Below are 20,474 nucleotides of genomic sequence, written 5' to 3' on the forward strand. Positions count from 1 at the left end.
CACCATCGCGTGGCCCGAGGCGCTGCCGAGTGCGCCGACGATGCCGTCGACGTCGGTGTTGTCGGCCCGCCAGCCCCGGCCGCTGCGCACCAGGGTGTTGGCGGAGCCGACGAGGTCTGCGCGCTCGGTGCGCTCGTCGGCGAAGCGCAGCGCCGCGAACTTGTTCGGCATGGTCACCGACAGGCCCACCCACTCGGGGCCGAGGCCACCCACCAGTTCGGGCAGCTGATCGGCGGTGCACTCGATCCGGTCGTAGGTCCAGCTGTCGAGCCCGAGCGCCCGGTAGGCGGCCAGGTGCACCTGCGGCGACCGCGAGTGCGCGATCGGCGAGCCCAGTACCGCGGCCCGGCGCACCTCGTCGGAGCTACCGTGCCGAGTCGAGCACACCGTTGCGCTGCGCCAGTTCGATGTTGGCCAGGTGCTGGTTGTAGTCGCGGGTGAACAGGGTGGTGCCCTGCATGTCGATGGTCACGAAGTACAGCCAGTCACCGGGGGCGGGCTGCTCGGCGGCCACCAGCGCCGGCCGGCTCGGTGAACAGATCGGCGTGGCGGGCAGTCCCGGCCGCACATAGGTGTTCCACGGGTTGCCCTGGGCCCGGTCGCCGTCGGTGGTGGCCACCTCGATCCGGTCCAGCGGGTAGTTCACGGTGGAGTCGAACTCCAGGGTGCGGTTCTCGGCCAGCCGGTTGTAGATGACCCGGGCCACCTTCGCGAAGTCCTCCGGCTTGGACTCGCGCTGCACCAGCGAGGCCACCGTCAGCACCTGGTAGGGCGACAGGTTCATCGCCGTCGCGGTCTCCTGGATGCCCGCCTGCGCGTACTGTGTGGCGCTCGCGCCGATCAGGGTCGACAGGATCTCGGTCGGTGTGGCCGACGGGTCGATGTTCCACGCCCCGGCCATGATCAGGCCCTCGATGCGACGGTGGTCGGCACCCATCGCCGTCACCGGCTGGACGGCCCACTCGGGCACGGCCAGGGCGGACAGCGGTGCCGAACCGGCGATCTGACGCAGTTCGTCGGCGGCCACGCAGCGCTCTGCGCCGTCGAGGTCGACGCAGGTGGCCTTGGAGACGAGGGTGAGGATGCCCTCGGTGACGGCGTTGGTCTTGACGTCGCGCACGTCGTCGAGCTGGCGGCCCTCGGGGATGACCAGCTTGCCGACGCGGCTGCCCGGGTCGACGAGGCGTTCGACGGCGCTGGCGCCCGAGATCTCGGTGCGCAGCTTGTAGAAGCCGGGCTGGATCGCCGAGATGGCCGAGTTGCCCGCCGCGGCGTTGACGAACGACTGCACGGTGGCGACGACTTTGTTCTCGGCGAGCGTCTCGCCGATCGCCGTCGTCGAGTCGCCGTCCTGGACCTGGATCACGACGTCGGAGACACCGTCACCGGCGAAGTCCTCCCCGCCGCCGCCGAAGATGCCGTGCCACAGCTTCGAGCCGAGGAACACCGCGCCGACGATCACGACCACCAGCAGCGTCAGGGTGAACGCCCTCGTGACGCGCCGCTTGCGCCGGATGCGGTCCGCGCGCATCCGGTCGGACCGGCTCATCCGGCGCCGTGGCGGTCCCACCGCCACCGGCTCCGCCCTGCTCCGGCCGTTCCAGTTCTCAGTCATCCACGCCCTCTCCGGGCGCCGCCAGGGCCGCGCGCCGCTGATCCAGCCAGCTCTGCAGAATTCCCACGGCGGCGGCCTGGTCGATGATGGCCCGCTGCCCTTTCGCCCGTACCCCGGCCTCGCGCAGCGAACGCTGCGCCGACACGGTGGTGAGCCGTTCGTCGGCCAGCCGCACCGGCACCGGCGACACCCGCCGCGCCAGTTCGTCGGCGAGCGCGATCGCGTCCTGGGCGGCCGGACCCGTCCGGTCCGCGAGCGTACGCGGCAGGCCAACCACCACCTCGACCGCCGCCAACTCGCCGACCAGCTCGGTCAGCCGTCGCAGGTGGCGGTCCTTGCGGCGGCGGTCACGCGTCACCGTCTCGACCGGCGTGGCCAGGATCGCGTCGGGGTCACTCACGGCGACGCCGATCCGGACGCTCCCGACGTCGATGCCGACGCGCCGGCCGCGACCCGGATCGGGGTCACCGCCCGCTGCCCCGGGCCGATCCGGGAGCCGGTGATCGGTGTCGGCCACCAAGTCAGCTCCGGCCTATCTCGGCGCGCAACGCGGCCATCGCCGCGTCGATCCCCGCCGCCCCCTTACCGGAACCCTGCGCCAGATCGGCCTTGCCGCCCCCACGGCCGCCGACCGCCGCACCGAATGTCTTGACCAGGTCGTCGGCACGCAGGCCGAGATCCTGTGCGGCCGGGTTGACGGCCACCACGAACGGCACGGTGTCGTTGTCGCCCTCGGCGACCAGTGCGACGACGGCCGGTTCGGCGCCCAGCTTGCCGCGGATGTCGCCGACGAGGCTGCGCAGATCCGCCGCCGACATCCCGCCGGCCATCCGCTGCGCCACGACACGCACCTTACCGACAAGATCAGCACCGGCGGCGGCGTTCGCCGCGGCGGCGCGCGCGTTCGCCAGCCGCATGCGGTCCAGTTCCTTCTCCGCTGCCCGCAGCCGTTCCACCAGCGTGGCGACCCTGGCGGGCACCTCTTCGGAGGGCACCTTCAACGACGATGCGAGGCCTGCCATCAGCGCCCGCTCCTTGGCGAGGTGGCGGAACGAGTCGAGGCCGACGTAGGCCTCGACGCGGCGCACCCCGGAGCCGACGGACGACTCGCCGAGGATGGTGACCGGACCGATCTGTGCCGAATTGCGCACATGGGTGCCGCCGCACAGCTCGATGGAGAACGGTCCGCCGATCTCGACGACACGCACCTCCTCGGGGTAGTTCTCGCCGAACAGCGCCATCGCGCCCATCGCCTTGGCCCGCTCGAGTCCGGTGGTGAAGCTGTGCACCTCGAAGTCGGCTTCGACCGCCTCGTTGGTGACCTCTTCGATCTCGCTGCGTTGATCGTCGGTGAGCGCGCCCTGCCAGTTGAAGTCGAAGCGCAGGTAGCCCGGCCGGTTCAGAGAGCCGGCCTGCACGGCGTTGGGGCCGAGTACCTGGCGCAGCGCGGCGTGCACCATGTGCGTGCCCGAGTGTCCCTGGGTGGCACCGTGCCGCCAGCGCGGGTCGACGGCGGCGACGACGGTGTCACCCTCGACGAACTCGCCGGATTCGACGTTCACCCGGTGCGTCCACAGCGTCTTGGCGATCTTCTGCACGTCGGTGACCGCCGCCTTCGCCGTCCCAGACGCGCCTGTCCCCGTGACGGTTCCCTCGTCGGCGATCTGCCCACCCGACTCCGCGTAGAACGGGCTGCGGTCGAGCACCAACTCGACGCGCCCCGGCGAGGTCTCACCGTCGCCGGAGTGGGTGACCACCGGAACCCGGCGGCCGTCGACGAAGATGCCGAGAATTGTTGCTTCGGTGGACAATTCGTCGAAGCCGGTGAACTCGGTCGGCCCTGCGTCGACCAGCTCCCGGTACGCCGACAGGTCACTGTGCGCCTGCTTGCGCGCGGCGGCGTCGGCCTTGGCGCGCCGGCGCTGCTCGGCCATCAGTCCGCGGAAGCCCTCCTCGTCGACGCTCAGGCCGGCCTCGGCGGCCATCTCCAGGGTCAGCTCGAGGGGGAAGCCGTAGGTGTCGTGCAGGGTGAACGCATCGTTGCCGGACAGCACCGTGGCACCGGACGCGCGGGTGCTGCGGGCGGCCTCGTCGAACAGCCGCGAGCCAGAGGCCAGCGTCCGGTTGAACGCGGTCTCCTCGGCGACGGCGATGCGCTGGATGCGGTCGAAGTCGGCGGCCAGGTCCGGGTACGACGGACCCATCGCGTCGCGCACCGTGGTCATCAGGTCGGCCATCACCGGTTGTTCGACGCCCAGCAGTTTCGCCGAGCGGATGATCCGGCGCAGCAATCGCCGCAGCACGTATCCGCGGCCCTCGTTGCCCGGGCTGACGCCGTCGCCGATGATGATCGCCGCGGTGCGGCTGTGGTCGGCGATGATGCGGTATCGCACGTCGTCAGCGTGGCTGCCCGCCCCGTAGCCGCGCGGCGCGATGCCCGCGACGAGGTCGATCACGGGGCGCAGCAGGTCGGTCTCGTAGACGTTGTCGACGTCCTGCAGCAGACACGCCACCCTCTCGACGCCCATGCCGGTGTCGATGTTCTTGCGCGGCAGCGGGCCGAGGATCTCGAAGTCCTCCTTCGACGTGCCCTCGCCACGCTCGTTCTGCATGAACACGAGATTCCAGATCTCGATGTAGCGGTCCTCGTTGGCCTCGGGGCCGCCCTCGACGCCGTACTGGGGTCCGCGGTCGTAGTAGATCTCCGACGACGGCCCGCAGGGTCCGGGAATACCCATCGACCAGTAGTTGTCGGCCATCCCCCGGCGCTGGATCCGCTCGAGCGGCAGGCCCGCGACCTCCTGCCACAGCGCGATGGCCTCGTCGTCGTCGAGATAGACCGTCGCCCACAGTCTTTCCGGGTCGAGGCCGTAACCACCCTGGTCCTGCGGGTTGGTCAGCAGAGTCCAGGCGAACTCGATGGCGCCCTTCTTGAAGTAGTCGCCGAACGAGAAGTTGCCGGCCATCTGGAAGAAGGTGTTGTGCCGGGTGGTGATGCCGACCTCGTCGATGTCGGGTGTGCGGATGCACTTCTGGATGCTCACCGCGCGGTCCCACGGCGCGGTGCGCGCGCCGAGGAAATACGGCACGAACTGCACCATGCCGGCGTTGACGAACAACAGGTTGGGGTCATCGAGGATCACCGAAGCGCTGGGCACTTCGGTGTGACCTGCCTTCACGAAATGATCGAGGAAGCGTTTCCTGATCTCGTGTGTCTGCACGTTCCTGCTGTCCTCGCTGGTAGTCGTGGTCGCGAACAAATCGACCGCACCACAGTACCGGTCGACGGTGCCGGCCCACCGGCCCGCCGAACCCCGTGACGACGCAGCCGCCCGGTCGGGCCCCGGCTCAGGCGCCGAGGAAGCTGAGCCGCACCGAACGCTTCGGATTGTCCCTGTTCAGGTCGACGAGCACCACGCTCTGCCAGGTGCCGAGCAGCGGGCGGCCGCCCTGCACCGGGACCGTCACCGACGGGGCCACCAGAGCCGGCAGCACATGGTCGGCGCCGTGTCCGGGTGAGCCGTGCGCGTGGCGGTACCGGTCGTCGCGCGGCAGCAGCGCCTCCAGCGTGTCGATCAGGTCGTCGTCGGAGCCCGCGCCGGTCTCGATGATCGCCACGCCTGCGGTCGCGTGCGGCACGAAGATGTTGCACAGGCCGTCACCGTGGTCGCCGCAGAACGCGCGCACCTCGTCGGTCAGGTCGACGATGCGGCGGCGTGTGGTGTCGACGTCGAGTACATCGGTGTCCATGCCGTCGAGCCTACGAGCCGGCGGGCGCGGCCTCCACCAGCGCCGCGCGGGCCGTTTGACGCTCGCGTTTATTTTCGGCGGGCCAAGGGTAATTCAGCTCCAGCCACACTTCCCCTTGGAGGAGAAATGACACCCACCGGCATCATCACCGCAATCCTGATCGGCGTCGTGGTCGGCGTTCTCGGCCGCCTGGCGCTACCCGGCCGCCAGCCGATCGGATTCCTGATCACCGTGCTCGTCGGCATCGTGTCGGCGTTCATCGGCACCGCCATCGCCCGCGCGATCGGCATCCCCACCGCGACGAATGGGATCGACTGGCTGGAACTGCTGGTCCAGGTCATCGTCGCCGCGCTCGGCGTGGCCCTGGTCGCCGCGCTGATGGGACGTCGCCGTACCGGCGTCATGGGTGGCAGCCGTGGCGGCGCGCTTGGTGGCCGTCGCCGGTCCATGTTCCGCTGACCTCTTCGCACTCGGTCCCGGCTGGCTACGGTCAGCCGGGACTTTTTTTCGCCGAGTGTGGGCCGTCTCGTCGCTGGGTCGGCTTTCGCTCGACGACGACCCGCACGCTCGGCGTCCGGCGGTCGCTGCTCGGTCACCTGTCGGACGTCACCACCAGCGGCCCTTCACGCAGCCCGAGCCGGTCGTGCAACCGCACGAGAGGTCCGGGCGACCACCAGTTCCAGCGTCCGAGGACGCGCATGAAGGCGGGCACCAGGATCATCCGCACCAGGGTCGCATCGGCCAGGACCGCCAGTGTGAGTCCCAGACCGAACATCCGCATGAACGAGACGTTCGCCGCGATCAGCGCGGCGAACGAGATCGACATCACCGCCGCGGCCGCGGTGATGACGCGGCCGGTGTGTGCCAGCCCGAGCGCGACGCTCTCGGTGACGTCGGCCGCCGTGCGCCCGGAGGCCAGCCAGAACTCGCGGATCCGCGACATCAGGAAGACCTCGTAGTCCATCGACAGCCCGAATGCGATGCAGAACAGCAGCACCGGGATGTTGGCGACCAGGGTCCCCGTCGGAGTGGTGCCGAAGGCGCCGAGGTGGCCGTCCTGGAAGATCCACACCATCGCGCCGAACGCCGCGGTCAGCGAGAGGATGTTCAGGGCAACGGCTTTCAGTGGCAGCACCACGCTGCCGGTCAACAGGAACAGTAGGCAGTAGGTGGACAGCGCGACCAGGCCGAGCACGATCGGCAACCGGGACGTGATGGCCCTGACGCTGTCGCGGTTCGATGGCGCGACCCCGGCCAGCTGGACCTGCCCGCTGCCAGGCGCGGCGACCTCCTGCAGGCGGTCGAGCTGCTGTTCCGAGCGGTCGGAGAACAGCGGCGCATCGGTGGCGACGGTGAGGAACGCGCTGCCGTCACGCTCACCGGCGGCCGCTGTCGGCGGGCCTGCCGCCCGGCCGTCGACGAAGGTGCCCACCGTCGCCGACACCGCCGTGACGTCGGCCACGCGGGATAGTTCGGCGGCGTAGCGGCCGAGTTCGTCGGGGGTGATCCCGCCGGAGTCCGGCAGCACGACGGTCACGTCGGTCGCCGGGTCGTCGGCGAACCCGTCGCGCAGCTGGTCACCCACCTGGTGCGCGGAGGACGACGCGGGCAGCACCCGGTCGTCGGGCAGACCCCAGCGGACACCCAGGAACGGCGCGCCGAGCACCAGCAGCAACGTGATCCCTGCCAGTCCGATCGGGATCGCCCGCCGCATGACGAAGTGCGTTGACCGATACCAGAACTGGCGCTGCACCGGTCGCGGCGCCGGGTCGCCGCGGCGGAGGATGCGTCGCGCCAGGCGACGCACGTCCATCGCGTCGATGCGATCACCGAGAAGGACGATGACCGCGGGGGTCACCACCAGCGCCGCCACCGCCGCGAACACCACCGTCGCGACACCGGCGTATGCGAACGACTTCAGGAAGTACATCGGGAACAGCACCATGGTGACCATCGGCAGCGCCACCGTCGTCGCCGAGAAGACGACCGTGCGGCCGGCGGTCATCATCATGCGCAGCACGGCCTCGTCGGGATGTGCGCCGTCCGCCAGTTCGTCGCGGTACCTGCTGATCATCAGCAGCGTGTAGTCGATCGCCAGGGCCAGACCCATCGCCATGCAGAGGTTGAGCGCGAAGATCGACACATCGGTGGCGAACGTGATGGCGTGCAGCACCGCCAGTGCGCCGACGATCGCGATCACCCCGACGGCAAGGGGCAGCGCGGCGGCCAGCAGTCCGCCGAACACCCACACCAGCACAAGGAAACTGAACGGGATCGCGATCGACTCCATGAGCAGCAGATCGCGCTGAGACTGTGCGGTGACCTGCTCGTTGACCATCGCGACACCACCGGCGCGCACGCTCACCCCGTTGCGCTCGAAGCTCTCGCCGCCGATCGCGTCGACGAGGGCCGCGGTGTTGCCGTCGGCCTGTTTCTCGCCACCGGTCACCCCCGCGATCACCAGCCCGGACCGGCCGTCCTCGCTGAACATCCGGGCCGCGGCGGGTCCCGGCGCCGTCCAGGCCGAGGTCACCGACGCGACGTCGGGTGAGCTGCGTAGCTTCGCCACGACGTCATTGGCGACGGAGGTGGCGGCGGCGCTGCGCGCACCGTCCGGCGAGGACACCGTGATGAGCAGTTGTGCGTCGCCTCTGTCGAACCGTTCGGTCAAGAGCTCGGCGGCCCTTGCCGATTCGGAGCCGGGGTCCTGGAACCCGCCGGCGGCGAGCTTGCCCGCAACGGGGACGCCGAAGATGCCCGCTGCGACCACCGTCAGCACGGCGATGACGAGGATTCGCCGCGGTGCGGCGGTCGCCGCACGGGCCAGGCCCGCCAGGACGCCCGGATGGCGCACGTCCAAGGTCACACCGGTCCGGCGCCGGTACGCGATGCGCTGTGCACCGGCACATCCTGCCCGAAGGGGCGCCCGATCGGTGGGCTCCCCTCGGCCGCCTGCCTTTTCGTCCGCGTCTCACGGGTCATGCGTATCCCAGGGCGAGGTTCTCGGCCCGGATCCGGACGGTCAGCACCAGCGCGTTGACGACGGTGAACACGATCGCGGTCAGCCATGCCGAGTGCACCAGCGGCAGAGCCGCCACCTCTGCGGCGACCGCGGTGTAGTTCGGATGGTGCATCCAGCGGTACGGGCCGCGACGGACCAGCGGAGCGCCTGGAATGACGATCAACCGCGGGTTCCAGTGCCTGCCGAGCGTGGCCACACACCACCACCGGACGCCGGTGCTCGCCACCACGACGGCGACCATCGGCCAGCCCAGCCAGGGGATGAATGGGCGGTGCCCGCCGTACACCTCGACGAGGCAGGCCACCAGCAGAAGTGCGTGGCTCGCGACGATCACCGGATAGTGCCTGCGGCCGAATTCCCTGCCGCCGTTGGCGATCGACCAGCGGGCGTGGCGGCGGGCCACCACGAGCTCGACCAGCCGCTCGGCCGCGATCACGAGGATGAACACCAGATACGCCATGGCTCACCAGCTCAGCAGCAGCAGTTCGAAGCTGAAGCCCGGGCCCATGGCGAGCATCAGACCGAGCGATCCGTCGGGCGGCCGTCCGGCGATCGTGCGGCCCAGGACGTCGAGCACCGAGGCCGACGAGATGTTGCCGTTGTCTCGCATCGAGTCCCAGCTGTGCCGCAGCGCCTCGGCGGGGACGCCGACGGCATCCTGGATCGCCTCGAGCACCTTGGGGCCGCCCGGATGACAGATCCACGTGGAGATGTCGGAGACCGCAAGGCCGTGGTCGGCGAGGAACCGCGTCACCTCGTCGCCGAGATGGTCGGCCGCCATTCTCGGCACGTCGCGTGACATCACCAGCTGGAACCCGCTGGCGCTGACGTTCCAGCCCATCACGTCGGCCGTGTCGGGGAACAGCGTGCTGCGGGTGCCCAGAACGCGGGGCCCGGGATGTGCGGCCGCGCCCGCCCGGCGTGCGCCGGTGGCCACCACGGCGGCCGCTCCGTCGCCGAACAGGCACACCCCGATCAGCGCCGGAATCGAGGCGTCGTCGCGTTGCAGCGTCAGCGAGCACAGCTCCACCGACAGCAGGACCGCGACGTGCGTCGGGTATCCGCGCAGGTAGTCGTGCACGCGCGCCATGCCCGCCGCGCCGGCGACGCACCCGAGTCCGAACAGCGGTACGCGCTTGACGTCGGGCCGGAATCCGATGCGGGAACTGATCGCGGCGTCGATGGTGGGCACGGCGACCCCGGTGCTCGACACGCACACGATCAGATCCACCTCGTCGGGCCGGATGGCCGCGGCGTGCAGCGCCGTGCGGACAGCGCGCTCACCCAGTTCCGTCGCCACCTCGACATAGGCGGTGTTGGCCTCGGTGAACCCGCTCAGTTCCGGGTATCGCTGGATCGGCAGCGCCAGGTTGCGGTGTTCGACACCGCTGGTGCGTGCGAACCGGGCGAATCCGGTGTCGGTGAAGTCGGTGAGCTCGCGGGCCACCTCGTCCTGTGTGTAGCGGTAGGGCGTGAACGCCATCGCCGTGCCGGCAATATGCGGTGCGCCGGGAAAGGCGGTGGCGTCCATTGTTTCGGAAATTGCAGTATCGGTCATGGGACGTGTAACGGCGATTTCCCGCTATTAGTCCATTTTCCGGCCCGGCCGTGAATTTTCCTACACTCGAGCGAAGATGCGCCGAATCAAGCGTATAAGGCCAGGACCGATGTTTTCTGGCAATAACCGCACTACCGCACAGGCCCTCGGCGCCAATTCACAGGCACGCACCGAATTCTGTGCGATGAATGGACGGCGAATGGCGAATCGCTGTCAGCCGTCCGGAAATCATCCCAGCGAATTCACAGCGTCGGCAGTAGCGCGTCCAGCCGCTCGTAGCCCTCGGTCATGCCGCCCTCCATGCCCGAGGACAGCAGCCCGTCGCGGGCGTCGGTGGTCGGGCAGATCGACCGGCCACGCAGCCGGCTGCGGTTTCCGCCGAGATCCTCGAACCACAGGTACTCGATGTTGACGCTGTCGGGGAAGCCCTCGTACTCGAAGGTCTGGATGATCAGCTCGCCGTCGCGAACGGTGTGGAACACCCCGTTGAACCGGTACTCGCCGTCACCGTCGCTGTGCAGGTACCGGTAGCCGCCGCCGGTGTGGAAATCCCAGCGGTCGATGGTCATCTCCACACCGTGCGGCCCGAGCCATTGCCGGACCAGCTCGGGCTCGGCGTGTGCCCGGAACAGCGCCTGCACCGGGGCGTCGAAGTCCCGGGTGAACTCCATGGCCAGCGTGTCGACCGGGGCGTTGAGTTCGAGTGCCTTCGTCATGATGTCTTTCCTCTTTCGGTGTCGGTGTTCTCTTCGGACAATCCCGCCAGCACGTCGTCCAGCCGGCGGTAGCTGCGTTCGGCGTTGAGCCGGTAGGTGTCGATCCAGGCAGTCAGCCGCTCGAGGGCGGCGGCGTCCAGATGGACGGGGCGACGCTGAGCGTCGCGGGTCCGGGTGACCAGCCCTGCCGATTCGAGCACCTGAATGTGTTTCGAGACAGCCTGTTTGGTGATGTCGAACGGTTGGGCCAATTCGTTGACCGTGGCAGGCCCCCGGGAGAGGCGGGCCACGATCGCCCGCCGCACCGGGTCGGCCAGCGCCAGGAACGCCCGGTTCAACCGGTCGTCCTCGCCGCCCGCCATTATCAACCTCATGCTTGATCAATGAATTGGTTGATTACAAGGTTAGGCGCGACGGTGAGGGGTGTCAAGAGTGGATTCGATTGCGCCGGAAGGGGCGTTCAGCGCTTCTTGCGGATGATGGCGCGCAGCCGCTCCAACCGCCCGGCGATCTCGCGTTCGGCTCCGCGCGCGGTCGGCCGGTAATAATCGGTGCCGACCAGCTCGTCCGGCGGATACTGCTGTGGCACAACGCCGTCCGGATGGTCGTGGGCGTAGCGGTAGCCCACGGCGTTGCCCAGCTTCTGCGCACCCGAGTAGTGGCCGTCGCGCAGGTGCGGAGGCACCATGCCCGCCTTGCCGGCGCGGATGTCGCCCATCGCCGCGCCCAGCGCCGTCGTCACCGCATTCGACTTCGGCGCGGTCGCCAGGTGCACCGTCGCGTGCGCGAGCGTCAACTGTGCCTCCGGCATACCGATCAGCTGCACGGTCTGCGCGGCCGCGACGGCCGTCAGCAGCGCCGTCGGATCGGCCATCCCGATGTCCTCGCTGGCCAGGATCATCAGCCTGCGCGCCAGGAACCGCGGGTCCTCCCCCGCCACCAGCATCCTCGACAGGTAGTGCAGCGCAGCGTCGACGTCGGAGCCGCGCACCGACTTGATGAAGGCGCTGACGACGTCGTAGTGCTGGTCGCCGTCGCGGTCGTAGCGCACCGCCGCCTTGTCCAGCGACTGCTCGATGGTCTCGACGGTGACCCGCTCACCCGCCTCGGCGGCCACCTCGAGCGCGGTGAGCGCCCGGCGGGCATCGCCGGCCGACAGTTGCACGAGCAGGTCGACGGCGTCCTCGGTGACCTCGACCGCGCCGCCGAGGCCACGCGGATCCTCGACGGCGCGGCGCACCACCGCGCGGATGTCGTCGGGCGTCAGCGGTTGCAGCTGCAGGATCAGCGACCGGGACAGCAGCGGCGCCACCACCGAGAACGACGGGTTCTCCGTGGTCGCCGCGACGAGCAGCACCACCCGGTTCTCGACTGCCGACAGCAGCGCGTCCTGCTGGGTCTTGGAGAACCGGTGCACCTCGTCGATGAAGAGCACGGTCTGGTCGCCGTGCGCGGCGGCGCGGCGCGCGACGTCGATGACGGCGCGCACCTCCTTGACGCCGGCCGACAGGGCCGACAGTGCCTCGAAGCGTCGGCCGGTGGACTGCGAGATCAGCGACGCGAGTGTGGTCTTGCCGGTGCCCGGCGGGCCGTAGAGGATGACCGACGCGGCGCCGGAGCCCTCGACGAGCCGACGCATCGGCGAGCCCTGCTGAAGCAGGTGCTGCTGGCCGACGACCTCGTCGAGGGTCGCCGGCCGCATCCGCACGGCCAGCGGCGACGCCGGCGCGGGCCTGCCGGGTGGCCGGTCGACGGGCGCACCGCCGTCGGACACGTCGAACAGGCCGTCGGACACGCTTCAGGCATACCACGCCCGCCGGACACGGAATGGGTCAGCGCGCAGGAACCCGCACCGCTAGCGCGCGGGCTGGGTGACGAAGTCGATCAATTCCTCGACACGGCCGATCAGCGCCGGTTCGAGGTCGGTCCAGTCCCGTACCCGCCCGCGGATGCGTCGCCACGCGCCGGCGATGTCGGCCTGCGAGGCGTGCGGCCAGCCCAATGCCTCGCAGACGCCGTGTTTCCAGTCCACGCCGCGGGGCACGTCGGGCCACGCCGCCACTCCGAGCCGGGCCGGCTTCACGGCCTGCCAGATGTCGATGTAGGGGTGGCCGACGACGAGGGTGTGCGTCCCGCCCGGACCGCGCCGCACCGCGTCGGCGATGCGCGACTCCTTGGACCCGGCGACCAGGTGGTCTACCAGCACGCCGAGGCGCCGGCCGGGGCCGGGCGCGAAGTCGGTCACGATCGCGGCCAGATCGTCGACGCCGCCGAGGTGCTCTACGACCACGCCCTCGACACGAAGATCGTGACCCCACACCTGCTCGACGAGTTCGGCGTCGTGGCGGCCCTCCACGTAGATGCGGCTGGCCAGCGCGGTGCGCGCCCGGACCTTCGGGACGGCGACCGACCCCGACGCGGTGCGGGCGGGCACGGCCGCCGGGCCGCGCGGGGCGGTGAGGATGACCGGCTTGCCCTCCAGCAGGAAACCGGGCCCGAGGGGAAAGGACCGGACGCGACCGTTGCGGTCCTCGAGGTCCACCCGCCCCCTCTCGATCCGCACGACGGCGCCCACGAAGCCGCTCTGCGCGTCCTCGACCACCATGTCGCGCTCGACGGGCTGTTCGGTGGACAGGACACGCTTGGACCTGTGCGGGTCACGGGCGAGGATGTCGGGGCCGTAGCGATCGTTCACCCGGCTGATCCTAGGAACGCGGGGCCCCGATCTCCGGTTGCGACATACGATCACCGGCGTGCTGATCAACCAGGCCACCGCCCGGGGCATCGCCGACGGCACGATCACGCTGGTGCTGCGGCGGTGGGATGTGCCACGGGCGAAGGTGGGCGGCACCCAGCGCACACCGGCGGGAACCATCCGCATCGACGGTGTGGTCGAGCGCCCGGCGCGGTACCGGGTCACCGCGGCGCAGGCCCGCGCCGCCGGGTTCGCGGACGCGCGGACCGCGCAGGCCGAGCTGGACCGCAGGCCGGCCGAGCACACCTACCTGATCTCGGTGTCCTACCTGGCGCCCGACGAACGGCCCGACCTGGCCGCCGACGACCGGCTGACCCCCGACGACCTGGCGGCGATCAGCGCGCGGCTGGCGCGCTGGGACGCGTCGGGAACACCCTGGACCCGGCAGTACCTGGAGATGATCGGCGCCGACGAGGCGGTGCGCGCACCGGATCTCGCCGAGCGGGTCGGCCTGGACGTGCCGCGCTTCAAGCGGCGGGTGCGTCAGCTCAAGGGCCTCGGGCTGACGATCAGCCTCGACGTCGGCTACCGCCTGTCGCCCCGCGGCCGCGCCTATCTGCGCCACACCGCCTGAGGCGCGAACCACCCACCGCGAGCAGACACGAATTCGCACTGATCAAGCGCAAAGGACGCGATTTTGCGTCTGCTCGCGGGAAAACTCAGCCCTGGGTCTGCTGCTGTGAGGCGCTGACCGACTCGAGTTTGACGGGATCACTGGTGATCTCGTCGATGACGGCGTGGACGAACCGCATCTTCTCCAGCACCGGCGGCGGCAGCACGAACGGATACAGGTCCTCGCGGCCCATCGAGCGGTTCACCATGTTCAGCGACCAGGCCAACGGCAGCCACAGGTCGATGATCGTGTCGAAGCCGCTGGGCCCCAGCACCTTGCGCTCGAACGTCGCGCCCGCGGGAGCGAACCCGAACGCCGCCGCGGTGTCCAGGGTGTCGCGGATGTGCAGATAGTGCGCGAACGTCTCGGCCCAGTCCTCTGCGGGATGCATGGTGGCGTAGGAGGAGACGTAGTCCTTCTCCCAGCCTGCGGGCGCGCCCTCGTTGTAATGGCGGTCGAGCGCGGCCTGATAGTCCAGGTCCGGGTCGCCGAACAGGTCGTTGAACCGCGCCAGGTAGTCGGGCGACGGGCTGACCAGCCGGTAGAAGTAGTAGTGCCCGATCTCGTGGCGGAAGTGGCCGAGCAGTGTCCGGTACGGCTCGTCCATCGCGACCCGCAACTGTTCGCGGTGCACGTCGTCGCCCTCGGCGAGGTCGAGGGTGATGACCCCGTTGGCATGGCCGGTGAAGACCTTCTCGAATTCACTCGACAGGAGGTCGAACGCCAGGCCGTAGTCGGGGTCCGCGTCGCGGCCGACGATCGGCAACTTCAGCTCGTGCAGTTCGACGATCATCCGGCGCTTGGCCTTCTCGGCGGCCGCGAACGCCGGGAGCGCCTTGGTGTCGGCGTCGTTGGGCCGGGTGCGGGTCAACGCACACGACGTGCAGAGCCGCCGCACCGGCGCCTTCTCCACCAGCCAGTTGCACTTGGCCAGATACAGATTGGCGCACAACTGGTAGCGGCTCTCGTCCACCGCGCCCGCGTGCTCGCTCTCCTCCTCCGGCGCGATCACCAGCAGTGCCATGTCCTCCAGCGAGAAGCCCAGCCTGCTGCCGCAATTCAGGCACAGCGAGTTCTCGAACGCCAGGCGCTGACCGCAGTTGGGGCAGGTGAAGTCACGCATTCCCGACACCAACCGGCGCCACGTCGACCGCCACCTCGATGACGCTGCTCTCGCTCTCGGTGTAGATGATGCCGCGCAGAGGCGGGACGTCGGCGTAGTCGCGGCCGAAACCCACCACCACGTAACGTTCGTCGACCATCTTGTCGTTGGTCGGGTCCAGGCTCAGCCACTGGTCCTGCGGAGTCCACACCGATGCCCAGGCATGGGTCGCGTCAACGCCTATCATGCGTTCCTTTCCCGGAGGGGGGTCGGTCGCCAGGTATCCCGAGACGTAGCTGGCTGCCAGACCGTGAGTGCGCAGACAGGCGATCGCCAGGCGCGCGAAGTCCTGGCATACCCCTTCTCGCGCAACCAAAACCTCGTCGACCCTGGTCGAGACGGTCGTCGAGCCCGAACGGTAGGTGAAGTCGGCATGGATGCGCGACGTCAGCTCGCGCAGCACCTCGACCAGCGGCCTGCCGGGCGTGAAGCTGGGTGCGGCATAGTCCCGTACCGCCGCCGTGATCTCCGGCGGACGCAGGTCGAGGGCGAACTCGGTGGCGAGCGCGGCGTCGGGGCCGACGGGACGGGAGAGTTCCCACGGCGCCTTGGCCGAGCCGCCGGTGTACAGCTCCGCCGGCGGCGGGTCGACCTCCACCAGCGACGTGCTGGTCACGCTCAGCGTGTCGTGGTGCTCGGTGACGTGGAAGTACGAACTCAGGTTCCCGTACCCGTCGCGGCTGGTCGAGCTGTCGGCGGGCGCGGGATCGACGACGAGTTCGTGGGTCAGGCACCGTTGGCCGGCCAGGTCGCGCGGGGTGAGGAAGCCCCGGCCGTACGAACTGGTCACCACGTCCGAATACCGGTACACCGTGCGGTGATCGATGCGGTAGGTGCGGGTCGACGGGCCGGCGCTCACGGCAGCACCCGGCGCTCGCTGGGCCCCCACAGCGGCTGCATGTCGCCGGGCAGCGACAGGTGCGTGGCGGTGATCACCGTGGACAGTTCGCGCAACCCGGTGTGCAGATCGGTCAGCAGCGCGACGAGTTCGGGACGCATGCCCTCGTCGTCGACGTCCTCGAGGTCGGCCGGATCCAGTCGGCGCAGCCGGATGGCGAGTTCCTCGGCCAGCCGCTCCGGCCGCGACGACCCCGACGACCCCGGCAGCACCCGCAGCCCGGACCGGAGCCGGTCGAACTGATACACCAGCGAGCGCGGGTTCTCCGAGTCGAAGAGCAACAGGTCCGCCACGGCGGACACGCTCACCGCGCCGAGGGTGCGGCGCCGGTAGCTGATCGACGACTCGCACGCCACCAATGCGGATTCGGTGATGGTCTGCTCGGCCGCCGCGTGCCGCGCGGTGGTCAGCGTGGCGCGCAGCAGCGCCGTCAGGCCGAGACCGCGCTCGATGCGCTTGCCGATGTCCATCATCGTCCACCCGACGTCCTGCACCATCGACTCGGCGGCCACCCCCGCGAGGGCCAGCATGCCCGCCAGCGTCTGCCGATGTGCGGCAACGAGATACGCCTCGCCCTCGGTTTGCGACTCCGGTGGCGGTCCCGGTGGTCGCAGCACCGCGCGCTCGACGGTGGCCAGCACCATCCAGGTGTCGTTGGACAGCTGGTCGCGCACCGAGCGCGCGGCGAGGCCGAGCCGTTCCACCGCCTGGGCGAGCGAGCCCGGGCGGTGCCGGTCGGCCGTGATCGACCACAGGGTGGTCGGCGCGATCGCGATCATCTCGTGGTCGTCGCCGTCGGCGCCGGTGTCGGTCCCGGTGATCCGTCCGATCGCGGTGAGCAGCACCGGCACACACTCGCCGCCGGCGAGGTCGGGCCGGTACCGGAACTCGTGATAGCGCTCGCGGGTCACCGTGAGCAGCCGCGCCGTGTGCTCCGCGCGTTCGGCGTAGCGTCCCAGCCAGAACAGGTCCGACAGCATGCGCGGCGAGCTCACCGCACGGGTCGGGCTCGGTGTCATCGCAGGCAACCCGGCAGGCAGTCGCTCGGCCCGGACCCGGGTCGAGGTGCGTACCCACACGTCCTTGGCCGCAACGGTGTTCATCTCGTATGCGGCCGCGCCCGGTGCGAGCAGGTAGCCCAGCCCGCCGATCATCGGGGCGTAACCGCTGCGCTGGGCGACGGTGAACAGCCGCATCCCGACGGCAGCCGCCGACAACCCGCCGCGGAGGTGGTTGGTGGGCGCCGAGGAGAACTGGGGCAGCTCCTGGCCCACCCACCGCCACGGCGCGGCCTCGATCCGCGCGGCCAGCTCCTCGCGCCGGCGCACCGAGAGCTGCGGGCCGACGACGACCTCGTCGCGGGTGACGGACTTGATCAACAGGGACGACAGCTTCGTGAGCAGGTGGGAACGCTCGAGGTCGATGCCGCCCCAATACAGCGGTGCGGTCTCCAGCAGCGGCGTCTCGTCGAGCAGCGAATGGGCCAGTTCGGGCAGGAAGCGCAGCAGCCCAGGGCTTTCCAGGATTCCGCTGCCCAGGGTGTTGACGACAGTGACGGCGCCGCGGCGCAGCACCTCGACCAGTCCGACCACGCCGAGGCGGGAGTCGGCGCGCAGGTCGAGCGGGTCGGCGTATTCGGCGTCGACGCGGCGCAGCACGACGTCGACCCGCTTGAGCGTGCCCAGCGAGCGCATCCACAGCTTTCCGTCGCGGACCACCAGGTCGGCACTCTCGACCAGCGGAAATCCCAGCACGCTGGCGAGGTAGGCCTGGTCGAACGCCGTCTCGGAGTGGCTGCCCGGGCTGAGCACCACCACCACGGGTTCCTCGGCGGATTCGGGCGCGGCGTCGATCAGCGCCAGTCGCAGTGCCTGCGCCCACGGCGACGCGGGCCGCGGCGCGATGCGCTCGTAGAGGTCGGGGATGGCGTGGGCGACGACGCGCCGGTCCGCGAGTGCGTAACCGGCACCGGACGGCGCCTGCGTCCAGTCGGCGTTCACCATGAACCGCCCGGCCGCGTCGCGGCTGACATCGCAGCCGTGCAGGAACAGCTGGTGCCGGCCGGGGACCACGATGCCGTGCGCCGCGCGGACGTACCCGGGATGGGCGAACACCAGGGCGGCGGGCAGCACGCCGCTGGTGATCGCGCGCCGGTCGCCGTAGAGGTCGGTCAGCACCGCGTCGAGCAACCGGGAGCGTTGCACCAGTCCGGCTTCCAGTCCGTCCCACTCGGGGGCCGACACGATCAGCGGCAGCGCGTCGAGGTGCCACTGGCCCGGCGCGGAGGCGCCGACGGTCTGGTCCTGCGGGTCGTGCTGGACGTAGCTGATGCCGTCGTAGTCGACGAGGCCGCGCACGGTCGACCGCAGCCCGTCCAGCCCGTCGCGGCCCCGCTCGCCGATGCCCTCGGCGAGTTCACGCCAGGCCGGCCGGATGTCGCCGGTGTCGTCGACGAACTCGTCGTAGCGGGCTCCGGCGCCGCCTGCCACGTCGAACAGTGCCTGCTGCGCCCTGGCAGCGCGGTACCCCGCCAGCACGTCGTCGACGTCATGGGCGGCGGGCACCGGCTCCGACGAACCGTTCGCGTGCAGCACCATCAACGCAGAACGGTACGCACCCGGCGCAGGTCGAGAATGCCCGGTGCGCCCACGTCGGTGGACTGGCGGGCCTGCTTCTCCCTGATGTCGGACATGTCGATGCGGCCCGCGGTGAAGCCGGTCGCCTCGAACCGGCGGCTCCGGCGGGATTCCGCCTCGACCGCGTTCACCGGCGGGGTGTCGTAGGAACGGCCACCGGGGTGGGAGACGTGGTAGGTGCAGCCGCCACGTGAGGTGCCGCTGGCGGTGTCGAGGAGTTCGAACCGCAGCGGACCGTCGACGGTGATGGTGGGGTGTAGGGCGCTGGGCGGCTGCCACGCCCGGTACCGCACTCCGCCCACCTGGATGTCGGGGTTGTCGGTGGCCAGCAGCGGCACCGGCTGCCCGTTGACGGTGACGATGTAGCGGTGCCGGTCGGCGCCGATCAGCCGCACCTGGATGCGCTCCACCGACGAGTCCACGTAGCGCGCGGTGCCGGTGGCCGTGGCTTCCTCGCCGAGCACGTTCCACGGTTCGATGGCCCCGCGCAGTTCCAGCTCGACGCCCCCGAACACGGCGGTGCCGATGCGCGGGAAGCGGAATTCGGTGAACGGATCCAGCCAGCTGGTGTCGAAGTCGACGCCGTGCGCGCGCAGATCGGCCGCGACGTCGGCGATGTCGTGGATCAGGAAGTGCGGCAACAGATATCGGCCGTGCAGATTCGCGCCGTGACGGATCAGCGGGGCGCGCAGCGGCTCGTCCCAGAACCAGGACACCAGCGAGCGCACCAGCAGCGCCTGCACCATCGCCATCTGGTGGTGGGGCGGCATCTCGAACCCGCGCAGCTCGAGCAGGCCGAGCCGGCCGCGGGTGCCGTCGGGGCTGTAGAGCTTGTCGATGCAGAACTCGGCGCGGTGGGTGTTGCCCGTGATGTCGGTGAGCAGATGGCGCAGCGCGCGGTCGGTGATCCACGGTTTCGCCGCCCCGGGCGCGCCGCCCGACGACGGCGCCAGCCGCGCGATCTCCGCGAAGGCGATCTCCAGTTCGTAGAGCGCCTCGGAGCGGCCCTCGTCGACCCGCGGCGCCTGTGAGGTGGTGCCGATGAACCGGCCGGAGAACAGGTAGGACAGCGCCGGGTGGCGCTGCCAGTAGGTCAGCATCGACACCAGCAGATCGGGGCGGCGCAGCAGTGGTGAGTCGGCAGGCGTGCGGCCGCCGAGCGTGATGTGGTTGCCGCCGCCGGTGCCCCCGTGGGTGCCGTCGACGGCGAAGGACTCGGTGGACAGCCGGGCGAGCCGGGCCTGTTCGTAGAGCGTGTGCAGCTGCTCGCGCTGTTCGGCGAACGATGCGGTGGGGGCCACGTTGACCTCGATCACGCCGGGGTCGGGGGTGACCGACATCGAGGTGATGCGGGGATCCTGCGGCGGGCCGTAGCCCTCGATCACCACCGGGGTCTCGATGGCGGCGGCGGCCGCCTCGATCCGGGCGATCAGGTCGACGAAGTGGTCGAGCTCGGTGGTGGGCGGCAGATAGACGTAGAGCAGCCCGGACCGGATCTCGGCGACCAGCGCGGTGGTCGGGGCGGTGTCGGCGTCTTCGACGACGGCCGCCTCCTCGCCGTCGGAGCCGGTTTTCAGCCTGCCGCGCGGCTTCAGCGGATCGGCGTCGTGCGTCGCGGGTGGCGGCTGCCAGCTGATCGCGTCGAGCGGCAGCCGCAGCCCGGCGGGCGAGTTGCCGTCGAGCAACACGATCCGGCCGCGGCGCAGCCGCCAGTCGGCGCTCGCCCAGCCGGACTCGTCGTCGAGGCGG

At 70.3% G+C, this 20,474-nt stretch carries 17 protein-coding genes and 1 pseudogene; 2 read left to right on the top strand and 16 right to left on the bottom strand.

Annotated elements, in window-relative coordinates:
• The 5 genes and pseudogenes from Q2100_RS19275 to Q2100_RS19295 all read right to left on the bottom strand — a co-directional run.
• A pseudogene (locus tag Q2100_RS19275) lies at positions 1 to 354 on the bottom strand (shikimate dehydrogenase); the annotation flags it as partial.
• A 10-nt stretch (positions 355 to 364) separates the two neighbouring features.
• On the bottom strand, positions 365 to 1,615 hold the full coding sequence (locus Q2100_RS19280) for an endolytic transglycosylase MltG (protein ID WP_264015710.1): 1,251 nt from the start codon (positions 1,613 to 1,615) through the stop codon (positions 365 to 367).
• Positions 1,608 to 2,132 carry a Holliday junction resolvase RuvX gene (ruvX, locus tag Q2100_RS19285; RefSeq protein WP_302915354.1) on the bottom strand — a complete coding sequence of 175 codons (525 nt, stop codon included), beginning with the start codon at positions 2,130 to 2,132 and terminating at the stop codon, positions 1,608 to 1,610. The genes Q2100_RS19280 and ruvX overlap by 8 nt, the downstream gene beginning before the upstream one ends.
• 4 nt (positions 2,133 to 2,136) lie before the next feature.
• Positions 2,137 to 4,836 (bottom strand): alanine--tRNA ligase, encoded by a 2,700-nt coding sequence (alaS, locus tag Q2100_RS19290; protein ID WP_302915355.1) that lies wholly within the window; start codon positions 4,834 to 4,836, stop codon positions 2,137 to 2,139.
• Between the two features lie 127 nt (positions 4,837 to 4,963).
• Positions 4,964 to 5,365, bottom strand: coding sequence for a secondary thiamine-phosphate synthase enzyme YjbQ (locus Q2100_RS19295; protein WP_269894231.1), 402 nt, complete (start codon positions 5,363 to 5,365; stop codon positions 4,964 to 4,966).
• Between the two features lie 126 nt (positions 5,366 to 5,491).
• On the opposite strand from Q2100_RS19295, the gene Q2100_RS19300 reads away from it, so the two are divergent.
• Entirely contained in the window at positions 5,492 to 5,824 is a 333-nt protein-coding gene (locus tag Q2100_RS19300; protein WP_264015714.1) for a GlsB/YeaQ/YmgE family stress response membrane protein, read from the top strand.
• A 133-nt stretch (positions 5,825 to 5,957) separates the two neighbouring features.
• Here the strand turns inward: Q2100_RS19300 and Q2100_RS19305 are convergent, their stop codons facing one another.
• The 7 genes from Q2100_RS19305 to Q2100_RS19335 all read right to left on the bottom strand — a co-directional run bounded on the left by Q2100_RS19305 (position 5,958) and on the right by Q2100_RS19335 (position 13,356).
• Entirely contained in the window at positions 5,958 to 8,231 is a 2,274-nt protein-coding gene (locus tag Q2100_RS19305; protein WP_302915356.1) for an MMPL family transporter, read from the bottom strand.
• 112 nt (positions 8,232 to 8,343) lie between these two features.
• On the bottom strand, positions 8,344 to 8,847 hold the full coding sequence (locus tag Q2100_RS19310; RefSeq protein WP_302915357.1) for an isoprenylcysteine carboxyl methyltransferase family protein: 504 nt from the start codon (positions 8,845 to 8,847) through the stop codon (positions 8,344 to 8,346).
• A gap of 3 nt (positions 8,848 to 8,850) precedes the next feature.
• A complete protein-coding gene (locus Q2100_RS19315) occupies positions 8,851 to 9,918 on the bottom strand; it encodes a type III polyketide synthase (RefSeq protein ID WP_302915358.1) in 1,068 nt (355 codons plus the stop codon).
• A gap of 269 nt (positions 9,919 to 10,187) precedes the next feature.
• Positions 10,188 to 10,661 carry an SRPBCC family protein gene (locus Q2100_RS19320; RefSeq protein WP_302915359.1) on the bottom strand — a complete coding sequence of 158 codons (474 nt, stop codon included), beginning with the start codon at positions 10,659 to 10,661 and terminating at the stop codon, positions 10,188 to 10,190.
• Positions 10,658 to 11,023, bottom strand: a complete 366-nt coding sequence (locus Q2100_RS19325; protein ID WP_264015729.1) for an ArsR/SmtB family transcription factor — start codon at positions 11,021 to 11,023, stop codon at positions 10,658 to 10,660. Before Q2100_RS19325 ends, Q2100_RS19320 begins: the two co-directional genes overlap by 4 nt.
• 98 nt (positions 11,024 to 11,121) lie before the next feature.
• Positions 11,122 to 12,456: a replication-associated recombination protein A gene (locus Q2100_RS19330; RefSeq protein ID WP_407667659.1), complete on the bottom strand. Its 1,335-nt coding sequence runs from the start codon at positions 12,454 to 12,456 to the stop codon at positions 11,122 to 11,124.
• A 60-nt stretch (positions 12,457 to 12,516) separates the two neighbouring features.
• Entirely contained in the window at positions 12,517 to 13,356 is an 840-nt protein-coding gene (locus Q2100_RS19335; protein ID WP_302915360.1) for a DUF3097 domain-containing protein, read from the bottom strand.
• Positions 13,357 to 13,414: 58 nt separating this feature from the next.
• Between Q2100_RS19335 and Q2100_RS19340 the strand changes: the two genes are divergently transcribed.
• On the top strand, positions 13,415 to 13,990 hold the full coding sequence (locus tag Q2100_RS19340) for a hypothetical protein (RefSeq protein WP_302915361.1): 576 nt from the start codon (positions 13,415 to 13,417) through the stop codon (positions 13,988 to 13,990).
• An 85-nt stretch (positions 13,991 to 14,075) separates the two neighbouring features.
• Here Q2100_RS19340 and Q2100_RS19345 read toward each other — a convergent pair whose 3' ends face one another.
• The 4 genes from Q2100_RS19345 to Q2100_RS19360 form a co-directional block, all read right to left on the bottom strand.
• Positions 14,076 to 15,152 carry a zinc-binding metallopeptidase family protein gene (locus Q2100_RS19345; protein ID WP_264015721.1) on the bottom strand — a complete coding sequence of 359 codons (1,077 nt, stop codon included), beginning with the start codon at positions 15,150 to 15,152 and terminating at the stop codon, positions 14,076 to 14,078.
• Positions 15,145 to 16,050, bottom strand: a complete 906-nt coding sequence (locus Q2100_RS19350) for a transglutaminase family protein (protein ID WP_302915362.1) — start codon at positions 16,048 to 16,050, stop codon at positions 15,145 to 15,147. Before Q2100_RS19350 ends, Q2100_RS19345 begins: the two co-directional genes overlap by 8 nt.
• The gene (locus Q2100_RS19355; protein ID WP_302915363.1) at positions 16,047 to 18,686 is read right to left on the bottom strand and encodes a circularly permuted type 2 ATP-grasp protein; all 2,640 of its coding nucleotides are present in this window, start codon (positions 18,684 to 18,686) and stop codon (positions 16,047 to 16,049) included. Before Q2100_RS19355 ends, Q2100_RS19350 begins: the two co-directional genes overlap by 4 nt.
• Positions 18,686 to 20,474, bottom strand: a 1,789-nt coding sequence (locus Q2100_RS19360) for a transglutaminase family protein (protein WP_302915364.1), incomplete at its 5' end; no start/stop codon positions are given. The genes Q2100_RS19355 and Q2100_RS19360, both read right to left, overlap by 1 nt.

It is taken from the genome of Mycolicibacterium arseniciresistens (genome assembly GCF_030519285.1).
GTDB lineage: Bacteria > Actinomycetota > Actinomycetes > Mycobacteriales > Mycobacteriaceae > Mycobacterium > Mycobacterium arseniciresistens.

Excerpts from the sequence above, each read along its gene's own strand:
- Q2100_RS19355 (WP_302915363.1), bottom strand. The coding sequence starts at position 18,686 with ATGGTGCTGCACGCGAACGGTTCGTCGGAGCCGGTGCCCGCCGCCCAT.
- Q2100_RS19280 (WP_264015710.1), bottom strand. The coding sequence starts at position 1,615 with ATGACTGAGAACTGGAACGGCCGGAGCAGGGCGGAGCCGGTGGCGGTG.
- Q2100_RS19315 (WP_302915358.1), bottom strand. The coding sequence starts at position 9,918 with ATGGACGCCACCGCCTTTCCCGGCGCACCGCATATTGCCGGCACGGCG.
- Q2100_RS19300 (WP_264015714.1), top strand. The coding sequence starts at position 5,492 with ATGACACCCACCGGCATCATCACCGCAATCCTGATCGGCGTCGTGGTC.
- Q2100_RS19325 (WP_264015729.1), bottom strand. The coding sequence starts at position 11,023 with ATGGCGGGCGGCGAGGACGACCGGTTGAACCGGGCGTTCCTGGCGCTG.
- Q2100_RS19320 (WP_302915359.1), bottom strand. The coding sequence starts at position 10,661 with ATGACGAAGGCACTCGAACTCAACGCCCCGGTCGACACGCTGGCCATG.
- Q2100_RS19295 (WP_269894231.1), bottom strand. The coding sequence starts at position 5,365 with ATGGACACCGATGTACTCGACGTCGACACCACACGCCGCCGCATCGTC.
- Q2100_RS19310 (WP_302915357.1), bottom strand. The coding sequence starts at position 8,847 with ATGGCGTATCTGGTGTTCATCCTCGTGATCGCGGCCGAGCGGCTGGTC.
- Q2100_RS19345 (WP_264015721.1), bottom strand. The coding sequence starts at position 15,152 with ATGCGTGACTTCACCTGCCCCAACTGCGGTCAGCGCCTGGCGTTCGAG.